At 34.0% G+C, this 22,481-nt stretch carries 20 protein-coding genes; 6 read left to right on the top strand and 14 right to left on the bottom strand.

The features are described from left to right. Positions 1–254: 254 nt before the first annotated feature. Positions 255–2,240, bottom strand: coding sequence for an ABC transporter transmembrane domain-containing protein (locus ACKI2W_RS07205; RefSeq protein ID WP_407380669.1), 1,986 nt, complete (start codon positions 2,238–2,240; stop codon positions 255–257). Between the two features lie 305 nt (positions 2,241–2,545). Between ACKI2W_RS07205 and ACKI2W_RS07200 the strand changes: the two genes are divergently transcribed. Genes ACKI2W_RS07200 through ACKI2W_RS07190 form a run of 3 tightly spaced genes read left to right on the top strand, consistent with a single transcriptional unit; the run spans position 2,546 to position 5,742 of the window. Beyond that, a complete protein-coding gene (locus ACKI2W_RS07200) occupies positions 2,546–3,427 on the top strand; it encodes a DUF4013 domain-containing protein (protein WP_407380667.1) in 882 nt (293 codons plus the stop codon). Between the two features lie 50 nt (positions 3,428–3,477). Continuing rightward, positions 3,478–4,299, top strand: coding sequence for a DUF4013 domain-containing protein (locus ACKI2W_RS07195; protein WP_407380665.1), 822 nt, complete (start codon positions 3,478–3,480; stop codon positions 4,297–4,299). Positions 4,300–4,356: 57 nt separating this feature from the next. Further along, positions 4,357–5,742, top strand: coding sequence for a DHA2 family efflux MFS transporter permease subunit (locus tag ACKI2W_RS07190; protein ID WP_407380662.1), 1,386 nt, complete (start codon positions 4,357–4,359; stop codon positions 5,740–5,742). A 210-nt stretch (positions 5,743–5,952) separates the two neighbouring features. On the opposite strand, the gene ACKI2W_RS07185 is transcribed toward ACKI2W_RS07190, so the two are convergent. The 7 genes from ACKI2W_RS07185 to ACKI2W_RS07155 form a co-directional block, all read right to left on the bottom strand. Further along, on the bottom strand, positions 5,953–7,338 hold the full coding sequence (locus ACKI2W_RS07185; protein ID WP_407380660.1) for a carbon starvation protein A: 1,386 nt from the start codon (positions 7,336–7,338) through the stop codon (positions 5,953–5,955). Between the two features lie 11 nt (positions 7,339–7,349). Beyond that, on the bottom strand, positions 7,350–7,877 hold the full coding sequence (locus ACKI2W_RS07180; protein WP_407380658.1) for a hypothetical protein: 528 nt from the start codon (positions 7,875–7,877) through the stop codon (positions 7,350–7,352). Positions 7,878–7,897: 20 nt separating this feature from the next. Then, a complete protein-coding gene (locus tag ACKI2W_RS07175; protein ID WP_407380656.1) occupies positions 7,898–8,347 on the bottom strand; it encodes a pyruvoyl-dependent arginine decarboxylase in 450 nt (149 codons plus the stop codon). 467 nt (positions 8,348–8,814) lie between these two features. Then, entirely contained in the window at positions 8,815–10,776 is a 1,962-nt protein-coding gene (locus ACKI2W_RS07170; RefSeq protein ID WP_407380654.1) for a phage holin family protein, read from the bottom strand. A gap of 17 nt (positions 10,777–10,793) precedes the next feature. Continuing rightward, complete coding sequence (locus ACKI2W_RS07165) at positions 10,794–11,483, bottom strand: hypothetical protein (protein ID WP_407380652.1); 690 nt, start codon at positions 11,481–11,483, stop codon at positions 10,794–10,796. A 45-nt stretch (positions 11,484–11,528) separates the two neighbouring features. Then, on the bottom strand, positions 11,529–12,131 hold the full coding sequence (locus tag ACKI2W_RS07160; protein WP_407380650.1) for a TetR/AcrR family transcriptional regulator: 603 nt from the start codon (positions 12,129–12,131) through the stop codon (positions 11,529–11,531). A gap of 32 nt (positions 12,132–12,163) precedes the next feature. Continuing rightward, entirely contained in the window at positions 12,164–12,769 is a 606-nt protein-coding gene (locus ACKI2W_RS07155) for a TetR/AcrR family transcriptional regulator (protein ID WP_407380648.1), read from the bottom strand. A 263-nt stretch (positions 12,770–13,032) separates the two neighbouring features. On the opposite strand from ACKI2W_RS07155, the gene ACKI2W_RS07150 reads away from it, so the two are divergent. Then, a complete protein-coding gene (locus ACKI2W_RS07150; RefSeq protein WP_407380646.1) occupies positions 13,033–14,544 on the top strand; it encodes an MFS transporter in 1,512 nt (503 codons plus the stop codon). A gap of 56 nt (positions 14,545–14,600) precedes the next feature. Further along, positions 14,601–15,053 (top strand): DUF308 domain-containing protein, encoded by a 453-nt coding sequence (locus ACKI2W_RS07145; protein WP_407380644.1) that lies wholly within the window; start codon positions 14,601–14,603, stop codon positions 15,051–15,053. Positions 15,054–15,147: 94 nt separating this feature from the next. Here the strand turns inward: ACKI2W_RS07145 and ACKI2W_RS07140 are convergent, their stop codons facing one another. After that, complete coding sequence (locus ACKI2W_RS07140) at positions 15,148–15,912, bottom strand: TatD family hydrolase (protein ID WP_407380642.1); 765 nt, start codon at positions 15,910–15,912, stop codon at positions 15,148–15,150. 183 nt (positions 15,913–16,095) lie between these two features. On the opposite strand from ACKI2W_RS07140, the gene ACKI2W_RS07135 reads away from it, so the two are divergent. Further along, positions 16,096–16,902, top strand: a complete 807-nt coding sequence (locus ACKI2W_RS07135; RefSeq protein ID WP_407380640.1) for a transcriptional regulator FilR1 domain-containing protein — start codon at positions 16,096–16,098, stop codon at positions 16,900–16,902. A 2-nt stretch (positions 16,903–16,904) separates the two neighbouring features. On the opposite strand, the gene glyS is transcribed toward ACKI2W_RS07135, so the two are convergent. Genes glyS through tfrB form a run of 5 tightly spaced genes read right to left on the bottom strand, consistent with a single transcriptional unit; the run spans position 16,905 to position 22,425 of the window. Beyond that, on the bottom strand, positions 16,905–18,599 hold the full coding sequence (glyS, locus tag ACKI2W_RS07130; protein ID WP_407380638.1) for a glycine--tRNA ligase: 1,695 nt from the start codon (positions 18,597–18,599) through the stop codon (positions 16,905–16,907). 15 nt (positions 18,600–18,614) lie between these two features. Beyond that, a complete protein-coding gene (gene dcd, locus ACKI2W_RS07125) occupies positions 18,615–19,199 on the bottom strand; it encodes a dCTP deaminase (protein WP_407380636.1) in 585 nt (194 codons plus the stop codon). Positions 19,200–19,216: 17 nt separating this feature from the next. After that, complete coding sequence (locus tag ACKI2W_RS07120; RefSeq protein ID WP_407380634.1) at positions 19,217–20,041, bottom strand: 4Fe-4S binding protein; 825 nt, start codon at positions 20,039–20,041, stop codon at positions 19,217–19,219. 2 nt (positions 20,042–20,043) lie between these two features. Further along, positions 20,044–20,940, bottom strand: coding sequence for a TrmJ/YjtD family RNA methyltransferase (locus ACKI2W_RS07115; protein WP_407380632.1), 897 nt, complete (start codon positions 20,938–20,940; stop codon positions 20,044–20,046). A 12-nt stretch (positions 20,941–20,952) separates the two neighbouring features. Beyond that, positions 20,953–22,425: a fumarate reductase (CoM/CoB) subunit TfrB gene (tfrB, locus tag ACKI2W_RS07110; RefSeq protein WP_407380630.1), complete on the bottom strand. Its 1,473-nt coding sequence runs from the start codon at positions 22,423–22,425 to the stop codon at positions 20,953–20,955. Positions 22,426–22,481: the final 56 nt, after the last annotated feature.

The following is a 22,481-nucleotide window of genomic DNA, read 5'->3' as shown; positions in this document are numbered from 1 at the left end:
TACCAATGATAGTTTTAAAGCAAAAAAATGGTTAAAACGAATTTTACAATAAATTAAATTGACATCAGGCATTTAAACTTAAAAAAACATCTGAAATCAACCATCAAAGCATATATCAGGCATATTGGAATACATCAATATTATATGGATGTATTTCAATCAAATCCTTTGCATCATAATAAAAAAAGTATACAATCCGGATTAAAAAAATAAATAAAGGTATATAACTTACCTTTTTACACTAACCTGTATGATTATTCATCTCTGCGATAGTCAATAATCGCAAATATCCTTTTGATGCTTGAAAATGCAGTTTCAATAGAAGCCATAGAAGTACTTAGTTTTTTAATAGGTTTTGTCAATAGCTGTCCGTACATGATAACCGCCAGCAATGTTCCCAGTTGTATTTCACCAACTGATAAAAAGTAAATGCCTGCCATATAAACGGTTATATTGCTTACATTTGTTAAAAGGGTTGTAACAGGCTCCATAATATTAGTAACGTTTCTGGATTTGGCGTAATAGTCAATTACTGTTTGATTTAGTTTTTTAAACCCTTTTTCATGGAATGAATCGCGATTTGCGAGGCCTCTTTCAAAATAGCTCATCAATCGGCCCAAATGCTTTTGATGGCCATCATAATGGTCTTTGGATTTATAATCGCATAATGAAAAGGAAATTATATAAATCGGCAATATCGCCAGATAAATTAAGCTCAATCTAAAGTCTGTTGTCATCATCAGCACTATTACAAGGACTACTGATAGGATTTGTGCATAAATTTCAGAAAATCTGGAAGAGACGAACTCACGGATGTTCATCACGTCGTTGTTTAATCTGGACATTATGAGGCCCTTTGAGTTTTCCTGAATGAAAGTGGATCCGACTGCATCAATCTTGTCAAATAACCCCATTCTTAAATTATAGGCCACCTTTTCACCGATAGTCGCCATGACTCTCTTTGGAGTTAATTTTAAGAGATAGCCTGCAGAATATAATGCCAAAAGCAAGGCAAGGTTAAAGTAGACGCCAGCATCGTTGAATGAATTCATATTGGAACTCAATAAATTAACCGTCTTTCCTGCAACTTTAGGGGCATAAACCATACACAATGTGGATATCGTAAGCAGAATCATTGATATTGTTACTTTGGTTCTGTCATCCTTCAATATCAGAGTGAATTTTTGAGAGATTTCCTTTCTTTCAGCCCATATGCCCTTATCCGGCCAGGAAACATCTTCCTCTACAATCTCTATTCTTTCTGGATTGTCAGCGCTTTTGGATTTTATGGTTTTATCTTCCAGGTTCAGGACTTCCTCCAAACGCACGGAAGTTGCATATGCACGTGGCCACCTGTCAATCAATGCCGGAAGGAAAGTTAATGTGCTGACGAAGTAGGCAACATATATCAGAATAATGAATGAATCAACTACACTGTCGGTTTCAAAGCCAATGGTGTATCCTGAATTGACCATTGCAAATGTAACCAAGACAATGGCATATAAACCCCATAACAATACTGGCCCGAGGTAATATTGGCTTAAGATATAGGTGACGTTCTTGTCATAGGAATTCTCGCATGCCTCTTCAAATTCGGTTTCATACTCCTGTTTATTGAATGAGACCCTGCCCGCAATATCACTGATTTTGGATAAAAACAGCAGGTTCAGTTTTCCATATGTCTTTTTGGCTCTGAAAAATATTTTTACAATCTGTTTCATTCTCCAAATTAGAATCAGGCCAAGAACGCCAACAAATGCCAAGAAGAACAATGCATAAGTCGTATCAATCAACGCTATTTCATAAATAATTGCTACAAGTGTAACCGGAATCAGCATTAATTGTGTGAGTATTATTATTATAAAACCCTGTTCTGAGGACATCCCTCTGGTTGACCGTGTAACCAGCCCTGAAATTTTAAATTGCTTAATCTCTTCATCAGGCAAATTCATCAGTATATGAAAGATTTTCTCACGGACGGTATAAGCGGCATTTGAGGCCACTTTTGTTGAAAGATATGAAATGACATAAATGGCAATCATTGAGATGACAGTATACATTAACATATATGATCCGGATTTGACAAGCAAATCGATTTTCTGTTCTTTAACTCCAGTCAAAGCCGCACTGAACAAATCAATTATTTCCATTTGAAAGAATGTCTGAATGATTATCAAAGCGAAAATAATCAATATTGTTTTCCATTGAAATTTTAATGAAACCTTCAAAAACTTTCTCATAAACTATTATTTAGTTTTTAAAATAATATATATTATTTCCCCATAATGCCTAGAATCACGTTTGTCCTTAGTATATTTTTCAAAAAACAGAACGTTCGTTTTCTACATTATTTAATAACAATAAAATATAGATTTTATATATAAGTTCAACATGATACTTCTAAGGAGGATACATTTCAAAAATGAACTTCAAAGAAGACATGACAAATAAGATTAGGGCCATAGAATAACTCTTTTGCTTATTCTCTTTTCCCGTTTTTTAAAATAAAGTTGAACTAAACTATTCATATTCTGAATCCAATAGGATGGATTACAAAGAATTGCTTATGAAAATATTTGCAGGAGAGATTAACATGAATATAACTGAAATAATCAAGGACGCTTTTCTATTTCCATCAAAAAATACTGGAAGATTTGCAATTTATCTTCTTTTGTCAGTGCTTATGGTAGGATTTGCCCTGGGAGGCATTTTTACATATGCATTTGGAATTATTGATGCTGAGAATTATTTGATGGGAGGAGTATATCTTTTAATTTCACTGCTAATCGGATGTATAATCACAGGTTATCACATCAAGATTATTAAATCTGGGATTGAACTTGATGATAACGTTCCTGTTTTTGAATTGTATAAAGACTTTATGACAGGTTTTGATAACTATATTGTTTCATTATTTTATTTTATTATTCCTGCATTAATTGTTATGCTTGTAAGTTTCGATACTAATCTTTTTGGCAACGCCATGGAGGTTGTAAAAGAATTTGTTCTACAGATATATGGTGTTTATTTCATGGATATTCCTATAGAGATTGCATTTATTTCAATATCTCCGCTATTAACAGATTTCTTGAATTCTTTAGCTATTACTCTTACTGCTGCTTTTATTGTATTTTTAATCTTTTCAATCCTTCAATTAATGGCTGAAGCAAGATTGGCAAATACTGGCAGTTTAAAGGAAGCTTTAAATATTTTTGAAGCTGCAAAAGACATAACAAGGATTGGTGTGGGAAAAGTAATCCTATTGCTGTTGGCAGTTGTTGTAGTCATTGCAATTATTGAGATTATTTTAATAATTGCATTAACCTTTTATCCATTTTTATTATCAGTTCTTTACATTATACTAACTCCATACATGGTATTAGTTTCTCAAAGAGCTCTTGGATTATTATATTCAGATATAGCTTAACATTAAAATAAAAATATGAAAGTCAAAATAAATATTCAGTGGATGTTAATATGGACATAACAGAAATAATAAAAAGAGCATTTATATTTCCATCAAAAAACTTAGAGATATTATCAATTTATGCTATTTTGTCAGTGCTGGCTGGAGCATTTGCTGTTCAGGGAGTTATAACATTTATATTTGGAATCTTCGACATTGTAAATTTAGTGATTGGGGCAACATATATTGCAATTGCAATAATAATAGGAATTATTACTCGAAGGATTTCCCTTCAGTGTGTTAAATCCGGTATTGAACTGCAGGATAAAATACCTGATTTTAAATGGTGGGGAAATTGGGGTCTCGGTTTAAAGAAAATCGTTATCATGATATTCTACTTTATAGTTCCTGCACTGATTGTTGTATTTATCGGATTGATTACAAATGTTCACGGTAATATTATAAGTATCTATCAAGCATTAACTTTACAGATTTCTCCGATTATTGTGGGAGATTCCGCCATTACAGACGTAATAACTCAAGCTTCATTCCCATTATTTGTTTCATTAGCAATTACCCTTGCGGCAGCTTTGCTCATATTTTTAGTCTTTACATTCTTCCAGGTTATAGCTGAAGCAAGATTGGCGCATACAGGTAGTTTAATGAAAGCTTTAAATTTTATCTCAGCAGCAAAAGACCTGAAAATGATTGGTATAGGTAAGGTAATCGTATTGTCCATATTAATTCTTGTGATTGTCGGTTGTATGGAGGCTGTTTTAACAGTTATCTTTGATCATTTATTTGTTTTATCAATTCTTAATATCGTGATAACACCGTACATTGCATTATTTGGTCAAAGCGCTCTTGGATTTTTATATTCAGATATAGTTTAATTCTTAAACTATTCTTCTTTTTTATGATATCAACAAATATAACTAACTGGTGAATTAATGAACATTAAATTAGATAATAAAATGCAGTTGTTGGTTCTGTTCACTTTGACCACCAGCATAGTAACCATAGCTCAAGGCATAATCACAACAGGTGTCGTTTACCTGATGAGTGATTTTTCTGTTTCTTCAACACAGGCGCAGTGGTCATATTCCGCTTTCTTGCTTGTTGTGGGGGTCATGATTCCATTAAGTGCTTTCATATCACGTAGATTTAATGCAAAAACAATATTTTTCTTTTCATTAATCATGTTCCTTTTGGGATCCATCATATGTTACTTTTCAACATCCCTGACCATGTTAATCATAGGAAGAGTTACTCAGGCTATTGGAAATGGTGTACTGATGCCTTATGTTCAGATTCTGCTTTTAAGGATTATTCCTGAAGAGAAATGGCAAACATATATGGGACTGTATGGTCTGGTTATTGCTATAGCTCCAGTTGTCGGATCATTCATCGGAGGTTTTGTAATAACATTATATGGCTGGAGAGCACTGTTTTCGTTTTTCACAATATCCTCACTGATTCTGATGATTTCTGGGTTGATTCTTGTAAAGGACAATACACCAACTGAAAATTACCCTCTCGACTACTTATCAGTCTTATTGTCAGTTATTGGTTGCGGAGGAGTGATGCTTGGTTTTACAAATGTTGCGGATTACGGTTTTACTCATTATTTTGTAATTGCGCCGATAATTATTGGGGTTATTGCTCTGATATTGTTTGTAAGGCGTCAGCCAAAATTGGACAAACCTTTGATTAATGTCTCCATTCTTAAAAACAGGTACTTTACTGTGGGAACAGTATTTATCTGCATTCTCTTTTTCGCTTTAAACGGATGCACTGCACTTGTCCCGATATTCATTCAGGGTATAGCAAACAATTCAGCGATTATTTCAGCTTCCGTGCTCTTTCCGGGAGGTCTTCTGATTATCGCATTCAATTTCATAGGTCCTATGCTTACAAACAGAATAGGAATCAAAAAGGTTCTGATGATGGGATGTATTATTTCAATAATCGGATTTGCAAGCATGATGTTATATACTCAGGATTCATCATTTGAATTCATGATGATAACCCAATCCATCCGTTATATCGGTGCAGGACTTGCCTTGATGCCGGCCACAACATGGACATTGACGATGGTGTCAGATAAGGTGGAAGACGGAACTGCAGTCAACAATACATTAAGACAGATTTTTGCAGCAATCGGTTCATCAATTGTGGTTGTAATGGTGGCCGTCTTGGCAGGTGGTGTTATAGGCCACAATTCAGCATCAGTCATTGCATTTAACCAGACTTCACTGATTCTGCTTGTTTTACATGTAATTATGCTTATTTTGGTCATTGCCTATATTGATGATAAGGAAAAAATCGAAAACTAATGTTTAAAGTCTTAAAAAATTAAAAGTAAATGCCGGAGCATTTACCAATATTTTCTGATTAATTTTCGTTTGTCAAATACATTTCTTTTAATTGACAGATATCTGCATTTAAATTAAAGATAATTCAATTGCTTTGATTTTAAAGATACGCCTTTGTCATTAACTGGCACATGCCCATAAATCTATTGATATCAAATCATGCAGTATATGCTATTTGTGTTTTTTAATGAATATTATTGAAATAATGGCTGTTGCAATAACTGCGATTACATTGGCTGTCATTGAAGGCAATCTAAAACCTTCAGGAGCCTGCAGGATATATCCGAATGCAATTAATGTACACAGGATTGCGGGAATCAATGCAATAATAAATGGTTTTTCATTATTTCTAAGATAAGCACTTGCAGCATATAATACTACCGTAGCCACTATCAATTGGGACACAGCAAAATATCTCCAAATCAAACTGAAATCAACAAATGTTAATCCGAATGCTATTAAAAACAATGGAATGGCAATTTTCAGTCTTGAAATTAGTTTTTCATGGTTGAGATGAAGTTCATCAGCTATTGTTATTCTTGAGCTTCTAAGTGCAGTATCGCCTGATGTAATCGGACAGATGACAACACCAATAATAGTTAAAACCAAACCGACTGGTCCGACTAATGTTTTTGCCATATCATAAACTGCTACTGATGGTGTTGCACCGTAGATTACTGCAAGCTGAGGCTGTCCGTGGAAAAATGCCATTGCAACTGCAGCCCAAACAAGAGCAACTAAACCTTCTAAAACCATAGCACCATAAAATACTGGTCTTGCATCATTTTCATTTTCAATGCATCTTGCAACAATTGGGGACTGAGATGCATGGAAACCTGAAACGGCACCGCAGGCAATTGTAATAAACAGATATGGGAAGATGCTTTTGTCAGTTAAATACAAACCCTGTGTTGTGAACTCAGGAATGGAGTATGATGGATTTAAGATCAATGCTCCAATCATCAGCACGGCCATAATCAACAGCAAAGCTCCAAAAACAGGATATATTTTCCCGATAATCTTATCGATTGGAAATACTGTTGCAATCAAAAAGTAAATGAATATTATTGTTGTCCAGATAAGTATATCAATATTAGTTAAATCTGTGAGCAATCCTGCAGCTCCCTTTGCAAAAGTGGCTGAAACAAAAATCCCTGTAATTACAATAAGAACTGCCATGAACTTTTGGATGTTGCTTCCCAAATATTTTGAAATAATGTTGGGCATTGTGAATCCGTCATTTCGCATGGACATGAATCCTGAAAAGAAGTCATGAACTCCCCCAATGAATATTGTACCCACTACAATCCATACGAATGCGGCAGGTCCGAATAATGCACCTTGTATTGCTCCAAAAATAGGTCCCAAACCAGCAATATTTAAAAAATGAACTAAAAAGTTCTTGACTTTGGACATTGGCATGTAATCAACGCCGTCCTGCATTCTAAATGCGGGAGTTTGGCGAGTTTCATCAACACCGGAGATTCTTTCAATAAATTTTCCATAAACAAAGTACGAGGCAACCAATGCCAGAACACAAATAATAAAACTATACATATTTACACCTTTTAATTGTATCTTTCAAAAACAATTCCTGCGCCTACATAAGCTAGTTCAAACATAATAAAGCAAACAAATATCCAGATATCAAACACACCACAAACAGCAAGTAATAATACCACAATCTTCATTACGAACCTATATTCAAAAAAGAAATTCAAAAATTTGTTGTCAGTCATATTTGGAATCAGTTCATGGCCTATTTCATCACTTATAATACCTAAAATACAAATCAGCAGAATAACCAAACTCAACTCAGGAATTCCTGCAATAAACAGTATTGCTGCAAAAACAATCAAAGTAACTATATGGTGGATTCCATCCACTTTTAAAACAATGAGATTGCCTATCAGGATGGAAATGAAAATATAGGCTGCATCCGTATTGTAAAGTGATACTGCAACTGATGCTATAGCACATATAATTCCTAAAATTGTTGAAAGTCTCTGTTCATGATTTACATCATATAAGTCATCAGAATATTTCATGAAAAAACCGAATAGTATAAAAAGAAAAGCAAGAATAATATAATTCATCTAATCACCATATCTATGTTTTATCTATCATTTAAATAAACAACTGATGAGATACATGATGCAATGTTTTCAATTTGTGTATTTGAATATTCAACAATCAATTCTTTAATTTCGACTTTTCTTTTTTCCATCATGTATCTGACCATTTCTTCGGCTTCTTTAACAAGATTCTCTGGATTTTTATTTATTCCGGATGTTTCAACAACACAGCCTAATTCTTCTCCAATAGCTACAGCTACAACTGCAGTAATTATGTCTCCGGGGTTGTCTGAGGTAATTCTTGATAATACATAGTTTACCATTGCCCCAGGTTTTAGTTTTGGCAAGTCGCATATCTCAGCATTTTCTGAAAGCATGCTGGATACTTTTATCAGGTTCACGTCCCCTATTCCGGCTTTGCTTAAAGCATTATCAAAAGCATTTAGTTTTGTCGGTCCTTCATCTTTTCCAGATACTATTGCTATTCTCATTATATCTCTTTTTTGTCATTTTAAAAAGATAATTAAAATCCTAAAAATCCTAATAATATTGAAATAACAAATATGATTATTCCTATTTTTAATAAAGTTTTTAAGCCTTTTAGCACTGCATAAATTATCAAAACAATTATTATAATCCTAATAATATTCAGTATCATATTCATAAACATTTTTTTAACCTCATAATGATTGTTTTGTTTTTCCGGGAAATCTATTATTTAAAGCAAAATATATTTTGTTTAAAAATGAATATTTTTTAGATTATTCCTCGGATAAACAATATCTCACTTAAAATGTATGTTTTTTGGTATTAATAAAGGTATCCTCTTACAGAAATCAAATTGTTTCCCGATACAGAACATATGTTCTCTTATTTTCATTATCGGTTCTCTTAAAAATTAGATACATAATTTGTCAATGAATAATTATGGAGATTTTTATTTTTAATATAAGCAATATTATTTTTTTAACTCGGTCAAATTCTCTTTTAACAGCCTATAAATGTTTTCCGCACCAATGATTTCATCATCACTGACCTTCCAGTTTGAAGGAAATAATATAAACGGTTTGGATTGGTCTCCACCGGCTCCGCCATGACTTCCAACCAATTCCTCAAAAGCACATACCTCATCAGCTTGCTTATCATAAAAACTGTTAACCAGGATATCCGGTGTATGTTCAAATGAACTGGTTCTTTTCAGATGCCTGACAATGTTGTATCCGAATCCTTCAAGAGGGTTTTCACCTTCAATTTCACCGCTGTCCAGGAAATAAGTTCCATTTTTGCCGATAGCCAAATCACCGTGTTTTTGGGACTTGACCAAAATAAAACCGACATATTCATTACTTATCAGACCTGGAATCAATTCTGGGAAATAGCTGTTAAGCTCTTCATATGTTAATCTCTGACTCCATTGCGTCAGATAAATCATTGCAAGATTACCTGAAGCCAATACGATGACTTCAGAGTCACTTAATTCCTCTTGTTCTTTTTCTTCTTTTTTAATTTTTTTCTTGTCTCTTGAAAATGGAGAAGATCCTGCGAAGTGGTCTTCATCTGAACTCATTTTTGCAAATAAGGTCATGTCTTCAGGAAGCAATGATTTGACAAATTCCTCAAATGTCTCACCATATCTTTGTGTAAATGTGGCACCGTTTGTTTGGCCGTGGTCTGATTGAATGACAAACTGATATTCTCTGGGACAATATTTATTTGCATCTGTTAAATGCTTGATTTGCTTATCCATTTCCCTTAAGGCATACCACGCATCATTATCCCTGACTCCGGAGTGATGAGCTATTTCATCATAACCCAAATATGTTGAATATGCAATATCAATATCTCCAACCATCATGTCTCCAATCAATGTTGAAGTGTTGATTTCCCTCATGAAAACGTTTGTAGCAGCCCTTGTCGGAATGTATACTATTCCACGTTTTATTCTTGGCTGAATATTTTTAACTGAATGTATGATTTGTGAGTAGATTTCACGTATCATGTCTGCTAGAAACAATGCAATAATACGTGCAAAATTGCTTGGATTGGAAAATACTGAGTACCATGCCTTATTGTATAACTTTTTAAATTCCATAATCTTACTGAATGTAAATATTACGTTATCAGTATCTCCTGAGAATAAATTTGATCTGCTTGCTCCATTGTCAACAAGCAATCCGTTTCCATCTGAAATTCTTTTTTCCAATTCCGGCACTTTATCTATTCCGGAACATTGCATCATCTGATTGCCATTGCTTTTTTCTATCCATCTGAATGCAACAATGCCTTCATTATTTCCATGAAGTATTCCGGCTTGGCTTGCGCCGGTTTGTGAAGACAGGTCAGTTTCCCATATTCTAAGACTGTAATCTCCACTTTCAATCATTTCTTTAATGTTGGGCATATGTCCTTTTTTGACCGCTTCGCATAAAACATTGTAAGCAAGCCCATCAATTTCAACGATTATTACTCCGGGATACTCTTTAACTTCAGTTTTTGTTTTCTTTTTTGCATCTCTTAAAACAGCTCTGTAATATGAACTGTCGTCTTCAATTGTTATTAATGAGGACAGTATGGTTGTTACTGCGGCCATGGCCAGTGGGGCAAGAATCAATGCCGCACCATTAATTTCTATACCGAATGTCGGTGCAAAAAGATTAAGCAGGAGTCCGTTCAGTATTAATGTTCCGAAACCAAATGTTAAAACTAAAAAAGGCATAGCTATTCTTGTTAATATTGGCCAGAGGATTGCATTAACTAAACTAATGAATATTACTAAAAGTAAAATATTGTCAAACTGGCTTACTTTGACTCCTAATCCTAAAAAGCTTATCAGATATATTCCCAAGACATTTCCAACAAATACAATCAAGCTTCTTTTAAGACTTCTTTTTGGAATTTGCTTTTTTTTAATAATTTCCATAATTAATCACAGTTTATTTAAATGGGCAGCTTTCCGGTGTATTTTTCTATTGTATTTTTAGCATCGTCCAAATTAACTCCGGTTTTTTCTTCTACTGCGGATTTAATATCGCTATTGTTTGCATAATCATTTGCTTTTGACTGCAAATCTCCAGTAATGTTCTCTAAAGTTGAAAGAGTATCTGCTAAATCATTATTGTCCGGATAAACATTTTTGTACACTATGGATTTGGCCATGTGAACTGCAATATCCCTGTCGTTGCACAGGATTAAAATATTGTCTTGGGTTGTTTCATTAGATAATGGAATGCAATAAAATTTACCGTTATAATTCACTTTAATGACATCAAATAAGTGGATTTCCAATAATTCATCAGCATTTAGGACATAACATGTAACACCATCAATCTCCTGTTTTTCTCCACTTTTTATAAGCTCATTTAGTGCAGTGAATCCTAATTCTGTTACTTGGATAAAATTGGGATCCTCGTGACTGTTGTATGTGACCAGTATTCCATTGTTCCAATTCCATATTTTGGCTCCCTCAATATTTTTCACATATTTGGTTTCGTTGGCGGGAACTTCTATTGTAGTTCCGTTTGGTGTTATATCAATTCTTTCATAGTTTACTGTGGTTAACATTACAAAAATAACTCCTGCTGCTATGATAAGCAGTATTATTCCAATTATAATAATTTTTCTGTCCATAAATAACACTTCTGTGAAGAATTTTAAAAGATTAAAAAATAGTTTTTACTGGCATTTGATGGCCTGCCAGGTTATATCAAAGTTTTTCTCAAAAATGGAATCAGTATTATCATTTGAAAAAATTAACCAAGAATATTGAATTCCCATAAACATTACAATCAATGTTTCGACAATGTTTTCAGTTGAGAAGTCCTGTCTGATTTCATTTCTCCTTTTGCCATCTTCGACAAGGTCGGTTAAAAATATTCTAATATCTTTTCCTGTTTGTGCAACTATGCTGTTAACCTCATCCTCGGCATATCCTGTTGCGGTTAAAAGAAGTATCACATCATTATAATTGATGTTTTCATTGATGTTTTCAATTTCCACGCCGTTTATGTAGTGATGTAAAATATAAGACAAGGCGTCATGAATTTTCTCCCTTGATGAACCTTCAAGAATGATTTGATCAAAATCGATTTTAATATAATCCACCATATACTTTTGAAGAATTGCTTCAAATATATCGCTTTTATCTGAAAAATGATAATATATGCCGCCTGTTGTCAGTCCTGTGGCATTTCGAATTTCACTGATTGAAATGTCAATTGTGTTTTTCTCCAATATTAATTTAAGCGTTTTCTCAACAATCATATCTTTAGTGTTCATCTAACCACATCATGTTTTTCGTTGTAATTTTATTATTCTTTGAATCTTATCTTTTCCCATTCCAAGTCAAAATTGTCTTCAAAGGATGAAACCATGTCATCAATCCAATATACCTCCCATTTATATTGAATTCCTAAGTATATGCGAATTAAGGACTCTGCAATGTCTTTGGCTGGGAGGTCTTGTCTGATTTCTCTGTTATTTTGACCTTCTACAGTAATTTCTGTGAAGAGTTCCATTAATTCTTTCAAGACATTTCGGTAAATCTCGTGAGAATTTTCATAAGCAAGCACATTTGCAGTTAAAACATCAACTATAATCCTATAATCTACATTATCAATCGTTTCAATTTCGATTCCGCTTTGCTTTTCTTTAAACATTTCAGCCAGGGCATCGTGGATTTTTTCTTTTGCATTTCCTTTTATCTGCTTGAGTTTGTCCATATCGAATTTGATATAATTTATCAAGTATCTTTCAGTAATTTCATTATATATTTTTTCTTTACTTGAAAAATAATGGTATATTCCTCCAATAGCAATTCCTGAGATATCACTAATTTCTCTAATTGAAACGAGGGAGTTCTGTTTTTCAAACATTAATTTTAAAGTCTTTGCTAAAATTAATTCTTTTGTATTCATACATTTAATAATATTATCTTTTATTATTATTAAATAATATAGAGAACGAACGTTCTGTTACATCTAAAATTGATATGGTGAACGAATGTTCGGATATATTGAAAAATTGCAACTAACATCATATTTTTTGTTCATTAAACAACAAAAACTTTATAAAACAATAAATGGATAAATATTAGTGAGAATAATATTGAACATCTAAATTAAACATAATTTGTTAATATTTTCTTATAAATTTTATAGATATGGAGGATTAGGAAAAAATGAATGAAACTGTTAAGCAACACTCATGGATTCCATTAGTATTAGTGGCTTGTGCTTCATTTATTATAACATTGGATGCTACATTCATGAATGTTAGTATTTCTAAGGTTGTAGTTGACCTGCATACTGATGTTAGTACCATTCAATTGATCATGTCCTTTTATACACTCATCACTGCAGCATTCATGCTGCTGAGTACCAAACTTCAGGATATAGTTGGTAAAAAGAAACTGTTCATAATTGGTACCGTACTTTATGGTGTCGGTACATTTACCGCAGCTATAAGCTGGAGTACAGGAGTGTTATTTATCGGATGGGCATTGATTGAAGGTATTGCAGGAGCATTAATGACACCTGCTACTGTTTCCCTTATAAGTGGAATTTATCATGGTGAACAGCGTACATTTGCATTGGCAATTGAAAGTGTAATGGTTTCCATTTCTGCAGCTGTCGGTCCGCTCTTTGGAGGGGTCATGACAACATTTTTCAGTTGGAGATGGGGATTCGCAATTGAATTAATATTTGTTATATTCATTTTAGTAATGCAAAGTAAAATACCTGATTTCAAACCTACAGAATCTAAAAGCGATTTGGATATTACTGGTGCTATAATTTCATTAATAGGACTTGTATTGTTCGTATGGGGTATTTTAATGCTAACAAAAGATACTTCAACCAGTATAATGGTAATCGTTGCAGGTTTAATTATCTTAGCAGCATTTGCATGGTTTGAAAGTAGAAGAAAAGGTAATGGTAAAGTACCGTTACTTGATATGGGATTATTCAAAGACAGAAATTTACGTGTAGGAGCAATCATTAGATTAATTGGTTGTCTTGCAATGGGAGGAGCATTGTTTGCTGTTTCCTTGTTCCTGCAAAGTGTAATGCAGTTAAACGCATTAAATACAGGTTTGACCACACTGCCGATGACTATAGGTCTGCTTATATTTGCAATAGCAGCTCCAAGTTTATCCACTAAAGTTGGTCATAAGAAATTAATAGCATTAGGATCTTTAATCGCAATCATTGGATGTATTATTTTAAGCTTCCAATTCAGATTGAACACATCAATGTATGATTTAATGCCTGGTTTGTTTGTATTGGGTGCTGGACTTGGTTTCGTAATGTCTCTAAGTACAGATATTTCATTAACCAATATTCCTAAGGAAAATGAAAACAATGCATCCGGTGTTCTTACAACCACTCAGACATTAGGTGAATCAATGGGTACAGCAATTATTGGGGTAATTTTAATTCTTGGAGTTATGGGAGGTCTTAGTACCGCAATCGATATGTATGCACCAGAGCATTCAAACGACCCACAATTCTTTGATGATGCAGCAAATTTCCTCCAAACAGCAGGTACTGAAAATATTACACAGGACAGTACTCTTGTGAATGCTGTAGATACCATTATTCAGGAAGCTATGGGATTCGTAATGATAATAACGGCAATTCTGCTGGCAGTTGTATTTATTGCAACGCTGCGGCTGCAGCCGAAAAAAGAATGAGAGTTTAACTCTCATTTCCCTTTTTAATATATAATCAAATTTTTGGAGGAAAAAATATGGAATCAAATCAAATATCTGGATTATTATCAATAATTTTAGGATTAATTTTTATAATTTGTCCTATTTTTAGTACCGCATTTCTGTCCATTCTTATTGGATTGAGTTTAGTATTCTTTGGTATAGCATTAATACTATCAGGATTTTCAGCAGTCAATATTATTGTTGGAATTCTGGCCATCATAGTGGGGCTGGTATTCGTATTTAATATTACTGCATTATCATTCATTTTCGGATTACAATTCTATATCATTGGTATCCTAATGGTTTTAGCAGGTATTGTTGGTCTTATTTCAGATACACAAATCGGAAAACTCGCTTCTGTATTAATTATAGTTTTAGGTATAATATCCTTTGCTCTTGGAGGATTTTCAATCGATCAACCTCTTTTCGCTGCAATTCTTATAGGTGTAGCTTTAATCATCCAAGGTGTAAGATTATATCTCGAATAGAAGCAAAATAAGCAATCTTTTGATTGCTTATATTTATTTTTTTAATTCTACTATTTTTTAACGGTTGATTTCATGATTAAATTTATCATCCTTTTCAGTATGAATTTAAATTAAAGAATTTTTCAGCATTTTTGAATGCGATTTTATCAATTTCTTTTTGATTAAAGCCCTGTCTTGTCAATTCGCGTATTGTCCTTGGAACGGATAACGGATCTGAAGGCTTATTGCTCATGTCACTGTTTAATAGAAATTTGTCAAAACCATATTCATCTAAAATATCAATGGCTTCAGATTTGTCCATTTTTTGTGGCTGAACTGTCAATCCTAAAGTGTAGTCTGTTGAAATTACCTTATCAACAACGTTTGAATTAATGTGGTCTATAACTACATATTCCGGTGAAATGTGCTCAGGCAGAATATTCAATATCTCATCAAGCACTTTTTCCTTGTTTTTTCTGGGTGTATGGATAATAACATTTGTCTTTGTCTCTTCGGCTATGTCCAGCTGCTTTTTGAATACTTCGTATTCCTTTTCAGTCAAGTCCTCAAGTCCGATTTCTCCAATTGCTATGATTTGTTTATTTTCTATCCATTTATATAAATTGTCATAAATCAGTTCTCCGTCAACATTGGAGTTTGTCGGGTGTATGCCCAATGCGACTTTCAGGTCCAGTCCGTATTCTTCAGCTCTTTTGGTATCATAGTTCAGGATTCTCATCAAATGATTTAAAAGGATGCTATCATTATTTATGATGTATGGATAATAAGCGCATGTTACTGCAGTGTCTATTCCAGATACATACATTTCATTGAAATCTTCACCGCTTCTTGCATCAGCATGTATATGTGTGTCTATCATTTTAATCACTTTTTAATTTTCACTTAGTTATTAGTATATTGCTTTTAAATTAAAAAATTATCCTGACTGAAGTCATGATTTATATATTTTTTGCAAGTGCGATTAGGCGACTAGTCGCACTTACACAGGTTTTATAATGGAGTATTATAAAAAATATGATAAGTAATACTGGTGGTGAAAATTATGAATGAGATTTCAAAAACAATAAAAAACTATTATTCAATATCAGAAGACTTAAAATTTTTGCCGAAATCCCTTATGAGGATGAAAATACTAAAAACGTTATATGAATGTCCTATGAACATGAAAGAAATAAATTATAAGACTAAGATTAATTATAGTGCAATATCGAATATTGTCCATAAACTGGAGTTGGATGGCTATATTTATCGTGAGAACAATTATTATTTCTTATCCAATACAATGAAAGTCTGCATGGGTAATGTATTCGATTTGGAAGATTTAATGTTGATGATGGAAGATCTTTTTCCAATTATTCAAAATCATAATGTAAATTTTTTCCCGAAAGATTCATTATGCAACTTCCATTATTTAAAGAATATTCATCTGGTCGAATCAAATGGTGTGGATGCCTATATGGTATATTCTTTAATTTCAAACTCCATTAAAAACGTAAAAAAAGTACAGGTAATGCTTCCTTTTTCATATGATGAGTTCAATAATGGACTGAATAATGTATTATCAAAAAACAGGTCCGTTCATATTATAACTCCGACAGATATCAAGGATATTTTAGTTAAAAATTTAGATACTTCCAATCATAATCTGAAACTTGAATATTTTAATGGAAACAGCTTCAATTATTTTCTTTTGATATGCACTGACAAGAAAATGATTTTGGGATTTTTTAGAGATAATGGGGCTTTTGATTTAAATAGAATTTTAATATCTTCTGATAAAAATTGCATTTTTTGGGCAAATTCATTGTTTGAAAATTTTAAAAATGAGAATAGGATAAATGAGTATTAAACTCATTTATAATATTTTTCTAAATATTCCTGTAATTCATCAATAGGAATTCTTTCCTGAGCTTCAGTGTCCCTATCCCTTACAGTAACCATATTGTCGTCTTTACTTTCATAATCCACGGTCACTGCAAGAGGAATACCGATTTCATCAGCTCTTGCATATCTTTTACCGATTGTATTACCTTCATCATATTCTACAGTAAATCCTGCTTCTCTTAAAGTGTTTTTCAACTCTGTTGCAATTTCCGGAAGTCCGTCTTTTTTAACAAGAGGATATACTCCCACCTGAACAGGAGCAACTGATTTTGCGAATTTGAAGTAGTCTTTTTCTTCAGTTTCTGTAAATGAATGCAATAATACTGAATATACGATACGGTCAATACCGAATGAAGGTTCAATTACGTGAGGAACGATTTTTTCACCCGTAACGTCTTCCTCCACCTCTTCAATAATCAGCAATTCCTTATCCACTTCATAAGTATCGTCCAATTCAATAACGTATTTTCCAGCACTTTCCAATGCGGAAATTATTTCCTGAGGGTCTGCCTCTTCAATGGCCTGTTTTACTTTAGGTGAATCTCCTTTAAATACAGGTCCGAATTTGGATAAGTTAGGTTTAACTACGGTTTTTTGAACTTTTTTAGGTTCATCATACTCTTTGAATACGTATAAATCATCATTACTGAATTTTGAGTGTGAAGATAAGTCATAATCTCCTCTGTCAGCTATTCCGATTATTTCAACCCATCCGTATTTGTCGGTTTTGACTTCAACATCCCAGCAGTCAAGAGCGTAATGAGCCATTTCTCCGGCCAGATGCTGACGGAATCTTAAAGCGTCATTAGGAATTCCGATTTCGTTTAAGAATTTACGTGCTAAATATAACTGATAGATTAACATTTCATTAGCAACAATGCCTTTGTCAAGCGCTTCACGTGCAGTGATTTCCAAAGGTTCCAGGTCATTTTCCTGAACTTCCTGTGAATTCAACCTTAAAATTTCATCTTCAATCTGTGAAAATTTAGGCGTAGTTTTGTCGCTAGGGTCTAAAAATATTTCAGCTTCGGCTTGTGTAAATTCCCTTAACCTGATAACACCTTGTCTTGGAGAAATCTCATTTCTGTAGGCTTTACCGAGCTGAACTGCACCGAATGGAAGTTTTCCTCTAAAGAATCTTTCAAGACGTTTGAATAAAATGAATATTCCCTGTGCTGTTTCAGGTCTCATGTAACCTACTTTGTTTCCTTTAGCTCCAATCTGTGTTTTAAACATTAAGTTATAATCCCAGATATTGGCCAAATCTCCCCCACATTCAGGACATTTGATGTTGTTTTCAGCTACAATTTTATCCATTTCGCTGTTTTCAAGGCTTTCAACATCCTGTCCGATAGCTTCTTCAATAATGTGGTCTGCTCTGTAAACTTCTCCACAGCTTTCACATTTTGTCATAGGGTCTGTAAAATTGTCAACGTGGCCTGATGCTTTGAGAACTTCTTTTGGCATTACGGTAGGTCCTTCTATTTCATAGAATCCTTCACCGGAAACGTATTGTTTTCTCCATTTCTGCATAATATTGTTTTTCAAGCTTGCTCCTAGAGGACCATAATCGGTAAATCCTGAAACTCCAGAATATATTTCAAATGATGGCCATAAAAATCCTCTTTTTGCACTGATGTTTGTCATTTTGTCATGATTCATAAATATTAACTTCCATTATTTTTTTAATTCGTAATCTAATTTAACTCTACTGCTTTCAGGACTGACTTGTCCCATATATTTACTATTTCTATCAGGGTGTCCGTATGGGATCTCTGATGGTGTTGTCATTGTTTCAAAAACAATCTGACACACTCTCTGACCAGGATAAAGGGCAACAGGCATTGCGCCGATATTTGATATTTCAAGTGTAATCTTACCTTCAAATCCGGGATCGATAAATCCAGCAGTCACGTGCATCGTAACGCCAAGTCTTCCCATACTGGAACGGCCTTCCACACGGGCTACAAGGTCATCAGGAACTTTGACATATTCTAATGTCGTAGCTAAAGCGAATTCATTGGGGTGAATTATGAATGCTTCACCTTCTTTAACGGTACTTGATTCCATGTAAGATGCAATGTCTTCCTCATCTTTAGGGTCAATATATGCTTTCCTGATTACTTTAAATACTTTAAATTCATCTCCCAATCTCATATCAACGGAAGATGGTTGTATCTGTTTTTCATCTAAAAGAGGATCAATAACAATCTTTTCCTCTTCCAAATATTCTTTAATAGTCTTATCACTTAATATTGCCATTTTATCACACTTGAAATTTAATCAGTTTCTATTAGATTTTCCATTCTATTTACCACATTATCAATGGTTTTATCAGTATAATCAATTGTAAGAGCTCCAAATTTACAGTTGTTTACACATTGTCCGCAGCCTTTGCAGTTATCGGAATCAATGATGATTTTACCGTCTTTTTCACTTATTGCATCAAACATGCAAACCTCTTTCAAACATTTCATGCAGCTCTTACACTTATCAGAATCATATTTTAAGTTAACTCCTTCCAGTTTTTCCAGTTTATCGGATATGTCATTATGCAGATTAGGATATACTTTCCATAAGCAGCAGCATGGACAGCAGTGACAAATTGTAAGCAATCCTTCGCCAGGCCTTACATTCATCCAAACTGTGTCTATCTTATTTCTGCCGATAATATGATTTAATCCTGCAGCATCTGCCTCATCAACCTGCTTCAGTGCTTCTTCAACGCTTGCTTCATGACATATAGTTCTTGGTATCTTTTTAGTTGTGGGGCCGAGGAATATGCAGCCGATATCCTGAGGATAGTCTTTACAGTCATTGGATGTCCTGCATAGGCAGCTGTTCATTATTACAATATCATCGCAACGTTTTATGACTTCTTTAATCACTTGAGTCGGTAAGAATTCAGATTTTTCAGCCTCAATTTTTTTGTTTACATTGATTGTATTTGGAATAACAACGATTTCATCCTTTTCAAATAGCATTTTATTGATTATTTTTTTGGCTATCTTTGATTTTTTCGTTAAACCAGCAATCCAGAATCTCCAGTTGAATATTCTGTTCACAACAAATATGATGACTTCTGCAAAACTTATTCTTCTCATGCTTACTCCATTTTATTTTTTATTCTTCTAAGGATACCTTTAAATGTATGTGCTTCGCGCCCTGTAATGAAGGCCCTATTTATGATATTTTTAAATGATTTCAATCCGGTTTTCTTTTTGTGCTCTGGAATATCCAGTTTATCAATCATTTCCTCCATATCCCTGATTAGGTATTCCTTTTCAAGAGCACTACTTTCTTCAAGTCCCTCTACAGCGTATTCATGCTTATTTTTAAACAATTCATAAAATATTATTGCTGCTGCATGGGAAATGTTTAAGATAGGATATGTGGGGTCTGTCGGAATGGAAACGCAAATGTCACAGTTTTCTATTTCCTTATTTGAAAGGCCGTCTCCTTCTCTTCCAAACAATATTGCGATTTTATTATTAATATTAATGCTTTCAGCCAATTGTTCCGGTTTTATAGGTATTCTTGATAAATTGTAGCTTCCTCCGGCTACACCTGTTGATGCAACTTTAAAATCAATTCTTTTTGACTGGTAAAATTCATCAAGGCTTGGATAAACCAAAGCATTTTCAACAATATATTTGCCGTGTGTTGCCTGATAGTAAGCTTCAGGAGTTAATGTTGGAGGATTTATCAAAACTAAATTTTTCAATCCGAAGTTAGCCATTGTCCTTGCAAGAAATCCAATATTTCCCGGAGTTTCACATTCGACAAAAACGATGTAAATATTGTTCTTGAATAAATCCAGTTCTGTTTCCTCTTCCTTGGGCTGCTGCTGCAAATCTTTAATTGCTAAAGATTGACCTCTTGATTTCGCTTTTTTTGTGGAAGTTGATTTCTTTTCAGCTTTTTTATCTTCTTTGGGTGAATTGATGGGTGCCGTTTCGACAACTTTCTGTTCACTTACAGCTGTATCTCCTATATTAATCAACTCCAAATAATTTTATTCATATGATTTTTCTAATAATTCTAAAATGTGCATAGCTTTAACGTTTTCTTCATCAATGTCGTTCAGTCCGTCCTGAAGATTGCGTTGACAGAATGGACATATTGTAATGACTGCATCAGCACCAGTATCCTTAATCATGTCTGCTTTTGCTTTTGAAAGTTCCATTGCTATGTCAGGTCTTCCGGATTTTATTCCTCCCCCTGCACCGCAGCATTGGCAAGGGTAAAGCATCTCTTCAAATTCGACGCCAGGTATTTTCTCAATTATTTCCCTTGGCTGGTCTTTAATTCCCTGGCCTCTGCCCAAGTGGCATGGGTCATGATAGGTGACTTTCATATTCACTTCTTTCATTTTATCAGTATCGAGCTTATCAACCAGAAATTCGCTTATGTCCATCACATTAAGCTTTGAACCGAATTGCGGATGATTGTTCTTGAGTGTAGAGCCACATCCGGAACATAATGTAATTACAGTATCATAATCCTTGAACACTTCTTTGTTCTTGTCAACCAGGCTCTGAACGAGTTCGGTCTGTCCTGTTCTCAAAAGAGGTGATCCGCAGCAGACCTGGCCTTCAGGAATGTCAATTTTAATGTCATTGGCTTCAAGAACCTTAAGCAGGCTATGTCCTATCTTCTGCATTTTATTGTCAAGCATGCATCCTGTAAACAATGCCACATCAGAGCCATTGTAATTGTCAACTTGGCTGATGAAGCTTTCACCGTCACAGCTGACTGACCTGCCGGTTGTTTTGACATTCTCATTGAATGACACATGCTCAGGCAACGGGCCTAAGTTTTCGGAGCATGCAATAGCTCTCATCTTTTCAATCGCATCGCCAAAGGTATTGATGTTTTTAGGACAAACCGCCAGACATTTTCCGCAGCTGGTACAGTTGTATAATCCTTCATCCAAACCTTCTTTTATACGATTAAAATCTTCACGAGGGTCAGATTCGAATTTGGATAGGTATCTCATTATATATGGTCCGCCGAATTCTGCCGTTGCAAAATTAACGACAGGACATGTTGAAAGGCATGAATAGCATTCGATACAGCTTCTGACTTTTTTGGTTTCTGCAGTATTTTCCTTATTCAATGTCGTATCCAATTCATCTTTATTTTCAGAATGCAGATTCAATTGCAAATCCTTTACTTTATTTTCTATTTCACTTCTGTCGACAATTAAGTCTTTAATGACTGGAAAGCGTAATGGTTCTATTCTCGCATTGTCCTTAATCTCTTTTTGACAGGCAAGTGCACCATTACCGTTAAATAAAATTCCACAAGATCCGCATTGTCCTGCTCTACAAGAACTTCTGAAGCTGATATCAGCATCATACTTGTCGTTAATTGCTTGAAGAGCATCCAAAACTTTCATTTGTGGAGTTTTTTCAATTTCATAACACTCCATATGTGGTTCATCATCAATCTCTTTGTTGAACCTGGAGACATAAACTTTAATCATCACTTTTCCCTCTTTATAAAGCTAGTCAAAATATCTATAAGTTTATATTATATTTT

Source organism: Methanobrevibacter sp. (genome assembly GCF_045603845.1).
Classification (GTDB): Archaea; Methanobacteriota; Methanobacteria; order Methanobacteriales; family Methanobacteriaceae; genus Methanocatella.
The sequence above is the reverse complement of the archived record's forward strand: the minus strand, read 5'-3'. Positions and strand labels throughout refer to the sequence as shown.